Source organism: Vibrio sp. 10N.286.45.E10 (assembly GCF_002874195.2).
In the GTDB taxonomy this organism is placed as follows: domain Bacteria; phylum Pseudomonadota; class Gammaproteobacteria; order Enterobacterales; family Vibrionaceae; genus Vibrio; species Vibrio crassostreae.
The window spans coordinates 619082-631997 of record NZ_MCWD02000001.1 but is presented as its reverse complement, the minus strand read 5'-3'; the positions used below and the strand labels follow the sequence as shown (position 1 = coordinate 631997).

14 protein-coding genes are annotated in these 12916 nt (G+C 44.7%); 4 read left to right on the top strand and 10 right to left on the bottom strand.

Features of this window, described 5'->3' with window-relative positions:
* Window positions 1-331: 331 nt before the first annotated feature.
* From BCU34_RS02780 to BCU34_RS02765, 4 genes are all read left to right on the top strand, one after another.
* A complete protein-coding gene (locus BCU34_RS02780; protein ID WP_017060646.1) occupies window positions 332-880 on the top strand; it encodes a sigma-70 family RNA polymerase sigma factor in 549 nt (182 codons plus the stop codon).
* Window positions 873-1601, top strand: coding sequence for a DUF3379 domain-containing protein (locus BCU34_RS02775; RefSeq protein WP_017060647.1), 729 nt, complete (start codon window positions 873-875; stop codon window positions 1599-1601). The genes BCU34_RS02780 and BCU34_RS02775 overlap by 8 nt, the downstream gene beginning before the upstream one ends.
* 297 nt (window positions 1602-1898) lie before the next feature.
* Window positions 1899-3164 carry an outer membrane protein transport protein gene (locus BCU34_RS02770; protein ID WP_102479521.1) on the top strand — a complete coding sequence of 422 codons (1266 nt, stop codon included), beginning with the start codon at window positions 1899-1901 and terminating at the stop codon, window positions 3162-3164.
* A 296-nt stretch (window positions 3165-3460) separates the two neighbouring features.
* Window positions 3461-4738, top strand: coding sequence for an outer membrane protein transport protein (locus BCU34_RS02765; protein ID WP_102478299.1), 1278 nt, complete (start codon window positions 3461-3463; stop codon window positions 4736-4738).
* Between the two features lie 89 nt (window positions 4739-4827).
* Here BCU34_RS02765 and BCU34_RS02760 read toward each other — a convergent pair whose 3' ends face one another.
* From BCU34_RS02760 to ccmA, 10 genes are all read right to left on the bottom strand, one after another.
* Window positions 4828-5613 (bottom strand): VacJ family lipoprotein, encoded by a 786-nt coding sequence (locus BCU34_RS02760; RefSeq protein ID WP_048668495.1) that lies wholly within the window; start codon window positions 5611-5613, stop codon window positions 4828-4830.
* A 124-nt stretch (window positions 5614-5737) separates the two neighbouring features.
* Window positions 5738-6958 carry a c-type cytochrome biogenesis protein CcmI gene (gene ccmI / locus BCU34_RS02755; protein WP_102478298.1) on the bottom strand — a complete coding sequence of 407 codons (1221 nt, stop codon included), beginning with the start codon at window positions 6956-6958 and terminating at the stop codon, window positions 5738-5740.
* Window positions 6958-7449, bottom strand: a complete 492-nt coding sequence (locus BCU34_RS02750) for a cytochrome c-type biogenesis protein (protein WP_057622892.1) — start codon at window positions 7447-7449, stop codon at window positions 6958-6960. Before BCU34_RS02750 ends, ccmI begins: the two co-directional genes overlap by 1 nt.
* Window positions 7446-7997, bottom strand: coding sequence for a DsbE family thiol:disulfide interchange protein (locus BCU34_RS02745; protein ID WP_102479681.1), 552 nt, complete (start codon window positions 7995-7997; stop codon window positions 7446-7448). Before BCU34_RS02745 ends, BCU34_RS02750 begins: the two co-directional genes overlap by 4 nt.
* A 5-nt stretch (window positions 7998-8002) precedes the next feature.
* Entirely contained in the window at window positions 8003-9973 is a 1971-nt protein-coding gene (locus BCU34_RS02740) for a heme lyase CcmF/NrfE family subunit (RefSeq protein ID WP_048661502.1), read from the bottom strand.
* Window positions 9970-10452: a cytochrome c maturation protein CcmE gene (gene ccmE, locus BCU34_RS02735; protein ID WP_017064106.1), complete on the bottom strand. Its 483-nt coding sequence runs from the start codon at window positions 10450-10452 to the stop codon at window positions 9970-9972. Before ccmE ends, BCU34_RS02740 begins: the two co-directional genes overlap by 4 nt.
* Window positions 10449-10655 carry a heme exporter protein CcmD gene (gene ccmD / locus BCU34_RS02730; protein WP_009848525.1) on the bottom strand — a complete coding sequence of 69 codons (207 nt, stop codon included), beginning with the start codon at window positions 10653-10655 and terminating at the stop codon, window positions 10449-10451. The genes ccmE and ccmD overlap by 4 nt, the downstream gene beginning before the upstream one ends.
* Window positions 10656-10669: 14 nt before the next feature.
* Window positions 10670-11410: a heme ABC transporter permease gene (locus tag BCU34_RS02725; RefSeq protein WP_017064107.1), complete on the bottom strand. Its 741-nt coding sequence runs from the start codon at window positions 11408-11410 to the stop codon at window positions 10670-10672.
* 148 nt (window positions 11411-11558) lie between these two features.
* Window positions 11559-12227 carry a heme exporter protein CcmB gene (gene ccmB / locus BCU34_RS02720; protein WP_004736228.1) on the bottom strand — a complete coding sequence of 223 codons (669 nt, stop codon included), beginning with the start codon at window positions 12225-12227 and terminating at the stop codon, window positions 11559-11561.
* 1 nt (window position 12228) lies between these two features.
* A complete protein-coding gene (ccmA, locus tag BCU34_RS02715) occupies window positions 12229-12846 on the bottom strand; it encodes a cytochrome c biogenesis heme-transporting ATPase CcmA (protein WP_048607846.1) in 618 nt (205 codons plus the stop codon).
* Window positions 12847-12916 lie beyond the last annotated feature (70 nt).

Here is a 12916-nt window from a genome sequence, read left to right as displayed (position 1 = left end):
AAAAAAACCACACAAAGCTGTGTGGTCGGAATGTATATAAAGCAATTAACTTAGCGCCAATTGAAATAATCAGTTTCCTGATTAGGAGAAAGTAAAGTCAGCCTTCAAAAGGAAGTGTCGTCTTGCTCAACATGCTAGCCACGAATGACTAACTAGACGACAAGGTGTACTATAGCTTGTTCGAGGCCTTAGATTTTGAAGTAGATCAATTTTAATGTGATTTTACGATTTCCTGCCGATCGTTAGCTCTAAAAATATAAAAACAAAGCACAACGTATAGAGGACAGCTATACGCAGAGCAATTATGGAGGCTCGTGTGTCAATAATAAAAATGTTTGGAAAGAAAACAGCCAAGCGTCCGGTCAACTCTGATATGGACAAACAAAGAAAATACGAAGCACTCGTGCGTGCCTATCATCGTGACCTCTTTCGCTACGCCTATTGGTTATGCAAAGACAAAAGCATTGCCGAAGACTTAGTTCAAGAAACTTGCCTTCGTGCATGGAAGTCACTCGATAGCCTTCAAGATGAAAAAGCCGCTAAATCTTGGCTGATTACTATCTTGAGACGCGAGAACGCTCGACGATTTGAACGCAAACAGTTTGATCTGGTTGATATCGACGATCACGGTAATGATGCTAGTGTCAGCGATGACCCGCACCATCAGCATCAGTGGTTGCAAGCGCAGATCATGAAACTTGAAATCGATTACCGTGAACCGCTCTTCTTGCAAGTGATTGGTGGTTTTAGTGGTGATGAGATTGCCGATATTCTCGATCTCAACAAAAACACGGTGATGACACGTTTATTCAGAGCTCGAAATCAGTTGAAAGAGCTGTTGGATACAGAAGAGGCAGAGAGGGGGCAACATAATGGATGATTTGGAATTTCGTCGTCGTGTATTGTCGGAACCTAAACAACGTACACAAGATATTGTTGATGCAACCGCCAATAGCGAAGCCAATAGTAATTTCTTAGACGATGTATTAGCGCTAGATAAACAGATCCACTCTGCGATGAATGTGGATGTGCCAGACGATCTTGCTGATCGCATTCTGTTCAATCAGACCTCAAGCGAAGAAAGCAAAGTGGTAAGGCCTACATTTGCTAGAAGAGCAATGGCAATGGCTGCCTCGGTGGCGTTTGTTGCTGGTTTACTAGTTGGCCAAGTGAATTGGGGCAATGCATTCGTTTCACCAGCTCAAGCTAGTTTGGTTGATACAGCGATGAAGCACGTTGTTGATGAAAAAAGTTTTGTTAGTTCCATTGATGAACAGGTCACATCACAGCAGATTAACGCAAAAATGAACCCATTTGCTTTTCAGTTTGATGATGCTTTCCCTTACCACGTCTATTACCTAAACCACTGTGGCTTTGGTAAATCCAACGCAGTACATATGGTCTTCCAAGGCGCAAAAGGCAAAGTAACGTTGTTTTTAACCGGTATTCCGACAGACAAACCTATCGACTTTGATGAAAAAGGCATGTCCGGATCGGTAACACCCGTCGATGGCAGCAGCTTAATCCTTGTTGGTGAAAATGGTGAGGATGTTTCCAAAATCGCCGAAAAGCTGACAAAAATGATCAAACCGATGAGCTAATTCGCTCTTAAAGCCCCGTGACAAAAGGCCCAGCAATTATATTACTGATATTGCTGGGCTTTATTTATAAATAAACTAAAAAACCATTCACAAAACCAATACCTCTAGAGTTAAAACTCTAAAAAACAGCATTTCGCACCATTTTCGTGCCAGATAGGCGTCATTTCCATAATTTTCCACTCAAAATTTCCAATGGTCGGATTTGTATATCGTATACTTGCGAATAGGATCAGCCACCATTGAGCAATTGCTCAAATTAATCGCCCTGTAGAGGCGGATATATAAAGGAATAAATGAATGACTACCAACAACACGCGTCTGTTTAAAAAGTCTCTTTTAGCAGTAACAATTACACTGGCGTCTTCGCAAGCGATGGCAGCAGGTTTCCAACTTAACTCACAATCAGCTACCGGCCTTGGCCGAGCATTTGCTGGTGATGCAGTAATCGCAGATAACGCTTCTGTTATGGCTCGTAACTCAGCAGCAATGGCTCTGTTTGATTCATCTCAGTTTTCTGCTGGTATAAACTACATCGAGACTGACATCGATGTTACAAACGTAAAAGCAGGCGGTACAGTGCCTGTTGATAGCGCAAATAATAGCAGTGGTACTCCGGTTCCTAATATCTACTATATCCACCGATTAAATGACCAATGGGCATTTGGTGCTGGTATCTACTCAAACTTTGGTACAACTAATAATTTTGATAGCAGCTTTGGTTCAAGCAGCGCTTTAGGCGGTGCACACACAGGTGTGTCAGCATTTGGTGGAACGACTGAAATTAAAAGCATCAACTACGCGCTATCAGCTTCATACCGTGTTAACGAACAGTTTTCTGTTGGTGCTGGTTTAGATATTGTTCAAGGTAGTGGTAAGCTTGAACGTAATTTAACAACGACGAATCCTTTAACAGGCGAAACGAGCACATCTAACCTAGCATCAATTGACGCGGATGGTGTTGGTGTTGGTTGGAACATCGGCGCGGTATATGAACTTGATTCAGCAAACCGCTTTGGCCTTTCTTACCATTACAGCCCTGAAATTGAAGCAGATGGCGACATGACTTTAGGTGGGGCACTTCCACTAGATACGTTATACCTATCGTTACCAAGCATGGCTGAATTCTCTGGTTACCATGAGATTAAAGACACTAACTTTGCAGTTCACTACTCTGTTCAGTGGATTGGCTGGAACACATTTGACACTCTAGAAGCAGACTCTGTTGCTGGTAAGCAAGAAATTGGTAACTACCAATGGCAAGACGGTTGGCACTACGCAATCGGTGGTACTTACTTCCTGAACGATGCTTGGACTCTGCGCGCTGGTTACATGTATGACACTGCAGCTCAAGATAAAGTAACTTCGATTTCTGTTCCTGATTCTGACCGTCAATGGTTCTCTGCAGGTTTCACATACGCATTCCAACAGCAGCATACTGTTGACTTCGGCTTTACATACCTACTAGGTGAAGATGTAGATGTGACTGAAGGTGACGGTGCACTAACAGCAACTACTCACGCAGACGCTATCTTAGCTGGTATCCAATACAGCTACAGCTTCTAATATAAGCTAGTAAGTAATCCCCAAAGGGTCGCTTTATGCGACCCTTTTTTATTGCCTAAGTCACTGACCCGCATCAATTTAAGCTTACAGCTGTAGCCTGCAAGACCAATATATGACTACAAGTGTACGCTCAAACTTCGCAACACAGCCGAAACATTTAGATTATTTCTCTAATAATTAAACACATTTACTCATTAAATCCCTAAAACACTGTTTTATTCGAATTTCATTTTTAAAGTAATGACTCTAAAAGTAGAATCACGCCACTAAATACTTATGATTCAGCGAACATAATAATGAAAATAAATAAGACTCTTCTATCTGCTGCAGTGGCAGTTGGACTACTTTCGACTTCTACCGTGACTCAAGCGGCAGGTTTTCAGCTAGCAGAATACTCAGCAACAGGCCTAGGCCGTGCATACGCGGGTGAAGCTGCAATGGCTGATGGTGCAGACGCACAATGGCGTAACCCTGCCATGCTGACTTATCTAGAAGGCACTCAGGTTTCTGTTGGTGCTATCTATGTTGACCCGAACATCGATATCGACGGTACTTCTACGTCTATGATGGGCAAAACAACTTCATCAAATTCTAGTGATTTTGCACACAGTGCAGTTATCCCAAACTTTTACGTTTCTCATAAGTACAACGAAAAATTTGCTTTAGGTTTTGCTGCTGGTACCAACTACGGTATGGAAACAGACCTAGGGAAAGACTTTGGTGGCGCTAACCATGGTAACGAAGCAAGTGTTACTACAATGGAGCTAAACCTTAATGCTGCATACCAATTACTGGAGAGTGTTTCTCTTGGTGGTGGCATTCGTTACATTATGGCTGAAGGTAGCTTTGGTGCAGTATCTACAGCAAACTCGCTTGTTCCATTACCAGCAGGTACTCCTTTAAAATATATGGAAGGTGATGACACTGCATGGGGCTGGCAAATTGGCACAGCGTGGCAGATTAATGAAAACAACCGCCTTGGCTTTACTTACAAGTCAGAAGTTGATCTAACTCTAGAAGGTTATGCACAAGGCTTTGGTTTCAACCAAGCAAACCCGGCGGCGCACAAAAATGGTTCAATGGACCTTGCACTTCCAGCAACAGCAGAACTTGCGAGCTTCCACCAGCTAACAGAAAAAGTTGCAGTTCACGCGAGTGTTAACTGGACAAACTGGAGCAGCTTTAAAGAACTTGTAGCGGATTTCCCTGGTGAAAACAGCGTTGAGATCAAGCAAGAGAACTGGGAAGACAACTACCGCTTTGCAATTGGTACGACTTACCAAATGACACCAAAACTGGCTCTGCGTTCTGGTATTGCTTACGACACTTCGGCAGTAAGCGAAGAGCACCGCACTGCGACTATCCCAGAAACAGATCGTACTTGGCTGAGCATTGGTGCAGGCTACCAATGGTCTGAGCAGCTAACTCTAGATGCTGGTTTCACTTACATCCTAGCGAAAGACGCTAAAATGCATGAAACCGATGCTGCAGCAGATTTATTTGGTGGCAGCTTCGAAGGTGAAGTAACAGGTAGCATCTGGCTAGTAGGTATACAAGCTAACTACCGCTTCTGATCTACCTCCCTAAAAGTAGAAAGCATTAAAAAGGCTCGATGTTGCATCAACATCGAGCCTTTCTTTTATCGATTTTCTAAATCATGTTTCTAGTAATCTTCTAGATAACCATCGATCAAATCTTCTTCTTCAAGGTCGACCTCTTCAGGCTCGATCTCGGCTTTAAAGTCACGGCGTTGAATATATACATCACGCGTTAATGCGTATGGATCTGGAGAATCATCCAACAGCGCTTCTTGTGACACTAATTGAGCACGTGTTTCCATGCCTTCAAATGCCCATTTGCCTAGACTCGCCCAAAAGTTCAGAAACGACAGAGGGACATATAATCCATCGACAGTTTCAGTCACTTCACGTGTGGTTAATGGGCCATAACCCGGCACCATGAAGTACGGACCATTCCCTACCCCGTAATGACCAATCGCATCAGAAAACGACTTATCATCGTACTTGGTGATCCCTGCCTCGCTGGCAATATCGATTAAGCCTAACAAACCAATCGTTGAGTTAATCCAAAAACGATTGAAATGGTCGAGAGCTTTCTCGCCATTACCCATAATAAGGTTATTCACCATGCTTGATGGTTCGTCTAAGTTGGCTAGAAAATTGGATATACCAGAGCGCACTGGCACAGGTGTGTAGTCAACATAAGCGAGGGAAACAGGACGAACTAAATAAGGATCTAGATATTCGTAGTTGATATCCCACATCGCTCGGTTGAAGCCTTCAAAAGGATCATTCGGGTGGGACTCTTCGACGTATTCAGAGGTTTCGAGGTTATCATCGCTGACACTTTCGTCCGGCGCACTTGAACACCCAGCCGTTAAGCTTGCGATAAAAAGTAAACTCGAGAGTCTTAAAACACTGACAGACATATCACCTTTTCCATAAGGAATTCAAATAATAAAAAAGGCCAGCAATCGCTGGCCTCAATTGTTTGGCTAAGTCTATACCGTTTATCGATAAATCGGAATAGCTAACACCTATGCAAAGTGATGATTAATATTGCTTATTGATATTGATGGTGACTGGAGCGCCCAATTCAACCACTTCACTTTCACCGTACCAATCGCCTTCGCGAGTTGAAACGTTGCGATCTGTATCAAGCCTAGCTCTAACCATCAGAGTTTCAAGGCTAGACAGCTCTTGTCCTTCCAGCATGCTGTTGCCGTCATCTAGCACAACCGTACGAGGGAAAGTCCCTAGTGGGTAACGAGCGGCTGCGATAGGCATTGGAGAACCATCTGCTCTGTGTACTGAAACAATTAACACTGAGTTAGGGTCAGCATTCACGTCTGCAGATAGATCGAGCGTTACAGCAACAGTCTTACCTTGGTCGACACCCATATTGTCGCCCATTTTCTTCTGAGCACTTTCAATACTGCGCGAAAGCATTTCATAGCGACTGTCTTGTGGACCAATCATCTGTTGCATGATGCTCCAGTACTTCACAGCACCTGGGTAGTCTTGACGCTCAAACGCATCAAACGCAAGCAGTGAGAACACACGAAGGTCAACGTAATCGTTTTGAATCAAACGGCTCAAAATCAAACGAGCTTGGTTTTGATCAGCTTCATCCGGTGAAAGCATCAGCGCTTGTGCGAAACCTAACTGAACATCTTCATTCTTAGGTTCAAGCTTGTAAGCTCGTTCCATTGAATCTTTTGCTGTTTCAGCGTCGCGGTTAGCCAGTGCAATACGACCGAGTAGCAACCAGCCTGTTGAATCTTTTGGTTGGTAATGTAGGCGAGTACGAAGCGCTAGAGTCAAATCTTCAAGTTCATCATCCGTTAGTGCACCACCTTCCGATGACATTAGCTTTTTAGACAATTCAGGAAGGTTCGAGCTCACTTCTTGCCAGTGTTGAACTTTGTCCAACGCACCGAACTTAAAGTACATACCATAAGTCACAACGACGACAAGGATGATCGACGGTACAACCACACCGACCGTTGAAATTTGAGTCTTCTTCATCTCTTCTTGTGCAGGAACATCATCAAGTAGCGACTGTTTCAAATCAGCGATCAGTTCTTGTTGGTTATCAACAAGACCTTCCTCTGCTTCTACTTCTAACTCGACAAGACGGTCTTTATAGAATGCTTTGTTCAACTCGTCGCGAAGCATTTCGTCATTGTTTGCCTTCTTGTTAATGAAAGGCAGAACAATTAAGAAAATTGCCGCTAGCGAAAGGATAATGGTAGAAATCCAAAATAGAGTCATTACTTCTTATCTCCGTCGTTCTCTTCATCGAGTAACGCTTTTAAGCGAGCTTCTTTGTCTGCATCCCAGTCTTTATCTGACTCTACTGCCGCTTTCGATTTTGACTTTCTGCTTCGCAAAATGATCAAACCAAATCCAAACACAACCACCGCAAACGGACCAATCCAAAGGATCGATGTTGCTAGTGTCAGTGGTGGATTGTAAGTCACAAAGTTACCGTAGCGAGCAATCATGTAATCAATGATATCTTGCTTCGACTTACCGTCTTTTGTCATCTCGTACACTTTTTGACGTAAGTCGACCGCTAACTCAGCGTTCGAATCACCAATCGTGTTGTTCTGACATTTAGGGCAACGCAATGTATTGCTTAGCTCTTTGAACTGCTGCTCTTGATCTACGGTATCAAATTCATGAAATTCGATAGGTGCAGCAGAAACCGTCGCTGAGATTGCGAACGTAGTAAATAGAGTAATCAATGCCTTTCTAATCATTTCGATTCCTCCAACAACTCTTGATACATCGGCTCAAGCGTCGATGCCCAGTTGGTCGGGTTCACATCGCCAACATGGCGGTAACGAACCACACCGTTAGCATCAATTAGGAAAGTTTCAGGAGCGCCATACACACCAAGGTCAAGACCTAGCATGCCATTACCATCAAACAGGCTGATTAGGTACGGGTTACCCAGTTCTTTTAACCAACCAACCGCTTTATTGCGATCATCTTTGTAATTAAGACCAATGATCTTAACCCCTTGACCAGCAAGTTTGTTCAGGTAAGAGTGCTCTGCATAACAAGTAGGACACCAAGTCGCCCATACGTTAAGAAGCAGCGGCTCACCTTTAAAGATAGCTTGATCATGCAGCTTACCTGGTTGCTCTAGATCTTCTAGGTCAAACTCAGGCACAGGCTTACCAATCAATACGGATTCAAGCTTAGTTGGGTCATCGCCCGACTGGTTGCGCATTAATTGCGTTGCAAAGATTCCAGCTAGAACCATGAACGCAATCAATGGAATGAATAAAACCTTCTTGTTCATTCGGATTAAGCCTCCTGCTCTTCAGCCGACTTTTTTGTTGGCTTACGGAAACGGTAACGACGGTCACTGATAGCAATAGCGCCACCAATCGACATGATCAAAGAGCCTGCCCAGATCCAACGTACAAATGGTTTGTAGTAGATACGTACAGCCCAAGATTTGTTGTCGTCTAAACGTTCACCCATTGCGATGTAAAGATCGCGCGTTACACCACGGTCAATCGCTGCTTCCGTCATCATAGACTTAGCGGTGGTGTAGAAACGTTTTTCAGCGTGAAGCGTGTTGATGTATTTGCCTTCTTTAGTAATTTCAAAGTCAGCAATGTAACCATCGTAGTTAGGACCATCTTTGTCACGAACCCCTGTAAACAGGAAGCTGTATTCTTCAAGCTGGTAGCTTTCACCAGGTGCCAGACGAACATCGCGTTCGATGCTGTAGTTTTGCACCATCGCGATACCAATCACTGTCACAGCTAAACCGATGTGACCACACACCATCGCCCAGTGACTACGAGGCAACTTAGTTAGACCTTTCATAAACGTATGACGGTGAGTCGCACGTTCATGCAGCTCAAAGCCGTGCATGAAGATGATCCAGAATGCCATTACCCAGCCAGCAAACGCAGTACCACTGAAGCGGTCAGCCAATAGAGCAACCATTAGCGCACTCAAGCCCAGTGAGAATGCACCTGAAATCAGCATTGGTTTAACAAGCTTAGACAGGTTGTCACGTTTCCAGCGGATCAGAGGACCGATACCAAGCAAGAACGAGAACGGAATCATTAACCAAAAGAACAGCATGTCAAAGAATGGAGCACCGATAGATACCGATCCCAAGCCTAACTGTTTGTGAACTAGTGGTAATAACGTACCTACTAACACAACCACTAGGGCTGCAATCAATAAGATGTTGTTGCCAAGCAGTGCGTTTTCACGAGAAACCAGATCGAAGTTACCACGAACACGAACCGATGCGCCTTTAACAGCAAACAACAGCAGTGAACCACCGATAACGAAGACTAGGAAACCTAGGATAAACATACCGCGAGCAGGATCCGACGCAAACGCGTGAACCGATACCAAGATGCCTGAACGAACTAAGAATGTACCTAGTAAGCTTAGCGAGAATGCAGAGATAGCCAGCAATACTGTCCAAGCTTTAAATGTGCCACGCTTTTCTGTTACCGCTAGTGAGTGCATCAGCGCAGTACCAGCCAACCAAGGCATGAATGAAGCGTTTTCTACTGGATCCCAGAACCACCAGCCACCCCAGCCAAGTTCGTAGTAAGCCCACCAAGAGCCTAGTGCGATACCTACTGTTAGGAATAACCAAGCTGCGATTGTCCAAGGACGCGACCAACGAGCCCATGCCGTATCTAAACGACCACTCATTAGAGAAGCGATGGCGAAAGAGAACGCTACCGAGAAACCTACATAACCCATGTAAAGCATTGGCGGGTGAATAATCAAACCCGGATCTTGCAGTAGTGGGTTCAAGTCACGGCCATCTACAGGGAAGAAAGGCAATGTACGTAGGAACGGGTTAGACGTTACGATAATGAACAGCAAGAAGCCGACAGTAATCAAACCCATGATAGCCAGTACGCGAGCCACAGACTCTTGAGGCATACCACGGCTAAACGTCGCTACTGCAACTGTCCAACCCGCTTGGATAAGAACCCAAAGCAGTAATGAACCTTCATGAGCGCCCCAAACCGCCGTAATTCGGTAGTACCAAGGCAGTTGGCTATTCGAGTTACTTGCTACGTATTGAATCGTAAAATCATTGGTGTAGAACGCGTAACACAAGATAAAGAACGAAATCGCTAAGAATCCGAACATACCCCACGACAACGGTCGTGCGCTGTTCATCAATAATGTGTTATTTCGAGCGGCTCCATACAATGGGAGCACGCTTAGCAGCAATGCAAGTCCCAAGGACAGGATCATCGCAAAATGGCCGATCTCGGCTATCATTGAGCATTTCCTTCTTTTTGTTCAGTCGTGTATTGCAAAGGCTCATGGGTTTTCTTCATTGCTTCCGCAACTTCAGAAGGCATGTACTCTTCATCGTGCTTTGCCAACACCTCAAACGCTTCGATTGTCGTTGCATTTTTAAGCACACCCTGAGCAACAATACCTTGGCCTTCACGGAAAAGATCAGGAAGGATGCCATCGTATAGAATCGTTACTTTAGGGCCTACATCTTGCAAATCAAAGCTTACACGTAGTGATTCATTGTCACGGCTTACAGAGCCGACTACGACCATGCCACCAATACGTAGGCGTTGACCAACTTCAGGTTTTTTACCATCTTTGCCGTTGACCAGCTCAGTTGGTGTGTAGAACAGATCCATGTTCTGGTTAAGTGCGTAAACCATCAATCCAACAGTCGCACTGATACCAAAAAAGATCGCTAAGACAATGCCCAGCCTCTTTTTACGTCTTGGGTTCATAGAGTGTTCTCCATATTTTTTGCTGCATCGATACGAGCCTGACGATCAATCTTAGCTTGTACTTCATTTAGTAATTGCTTACCACGACGAACGCTTACGACCAGTAAAATGATCATCGCGAGAAATGTGATTCCAAATGCACTCCATACATATGAGGCGTAGCCCCCCATGGCAAAGAAATCACTCAAAGATTCAAAATACATAATTACCTACCCTACTACGCTTTTTCGGCCGCAAGCTTGCGAACCCATGGACGGTGACTCTCTTTACTGATGATTTCGTTACGGAAACGAACCATAGTCACAGCACCAAAGAAAAAGGCGAAGCCGAAGATGTTAAGAAGAAGCGGCCATAGCATGTCACTTGATATAGAAGGCTTGTCGAATTTAGTGATCGTCGCGCCTTGGTGAAGTGTGTTCCACCACTCTACGGAAAAGTGAATGATAGGTAGGTTGATGACACCAACGATTGCCAAAATGCCTGCTGCTTTAGCGGCTGTTTTTTGGTCATCAAATGCGTGGTGAAGTGCAATCACACCCAAGTATAAGAATAGAAGAATCAGCTCTGAGGTTAAACGTGCATCCCAAACCCACCAAGCACCCCACATTGGTTTACCCCAAACCGCACCGGTTAGCAGTGCAATGAAGGTAAATACAGCACCAATCGGCGCCATCGCCAATGCGGCCATATCAGATAGTCTCACCTGCCATACCAAACCGATAAAGGCAGCAATCGCCATCGACATGTAAACGCCCATCGACCAGATGGCAGACGGAACATGGATGTAGATGATTCGGAAACTATCACCTTGTTGGTAATCTGAAGGCGCAAATGCAAGCCCCCACACGGTACCGACGGATAGACACAATAGCGCTAGGATCGAAAACCATGGCAAAAGTTTACCAGCAAGCTGATAAGAGGTTTCTGCTTTGGCATAGGGATGGAGCCATTTCCACATGTTGTAATCTCACTCTTACTTCATATTGCTTACAGCTATTAAAGCTATAATTATAATAATTTTATTTGTCTTGCTTTCAGTTTTACTGACTCTATGAGTCCAATCGACACGTTTGGTTCACATTAGCTATACGATAACGGAACCCTTATCAGTTCACACTCACTCTAAGTGCGGCACTGATCGCAAAAGGTGTCAGAGTCATCGCCCCCATTAACATCGCCCCAAGCACCGCCAACTGACCGTTGTATGCAACGCCCAATGCCGCAGCGTCAATAGCTGACGTCGCGAAAATCAAAATGGGGATGTAAAGCGGCAGAATTAACAGGCTTAATAGGACTCCGCCCTTCTGTAACCCAACGGTCAACGCAACACCAATCGCACCAATAAAGCTCAATGCGGGTGTACCTACCAGCAAGGTCAACACAACTGAGAGCCATGTATCAAAATCTAAAGACAACAAAACAGCTAACAATGGGCTAATTAAAATCAATGGTAACCCGGTCAACAACCAGTGTGCTATGACCTTGGACAAGACTACCAACTGCAACGGGATGGGCATCAGCATCATCTGCTCAAGGGCACCATCTTGAAAATCATCGCGGAAAAGGCGCTCTAAAGAGAGCAATGCCGAGAGCAAAGCGGCCACCCAAACAATACCCGCAGCAATACGTGCAAGTAGGTTTGGCTCAGGGCCGATACTTAAAGGGAAAAGCGTGATAACAATGATGAAGAACCACAGAGGGTTAAAGATATCCGCTTGACGTCGGAATGCGATAAGCAGCTCACGTCGGATAATCGTGGTCATAGAAGAGATCATATTACTCACCCAACTTTATTTTTCTTAGTTTCGGGCTATCAGCAAACATATCTTGGTGCGTGGTTAATAACACAATGCCACCGTTGTCTGCATGCTGAGAAAAAAGAGATTCGAGAACTTTCACGCCCTGCTTATCAATCGCAGTCAGCGGTTCATCGAGAATCCACAACATTTGCTTACTCAACCAAAGACGAGCCAATGCGACTCGGCGCTGTTGCCCCGCTGAAAGTTGCCCCGCAGGTACGTCTTCTCTGCCCGCAAGCCCGACTTGAGCCAACGCGTGGTAAAGCTCTTCTTTGCTCGTACCACCACTGTGAATCGACTGATAGAAACTCAGGTTCTCATAGGCACTTAGCTCGCGCTTCACACCAGTTTGGTGACCAAGAAAAAGCAAATTTTGATGATACACGTCTCGACTCGATTCGATAGACTCACCATCCCAAGAGATAGTGCCGTCATCGCGATCACCTAAGCCAGTAATAATCCTAAGGAGTGTCGTTTTCCCGGTACCGTTACGACCTTCAACCTGAACCAGTTCACCTGGTTTCAATTGAAAAGACAACGATTCAAATAGAACCCTGTCGTCACGAATAGCAGTTAAATTTGAGACTTCTAGCATAGGTAAATTTAGTCGAGTAATGAGAGGGCTATAGTAGCACACCAACATGGTGACAAAACAGGACTAGGCG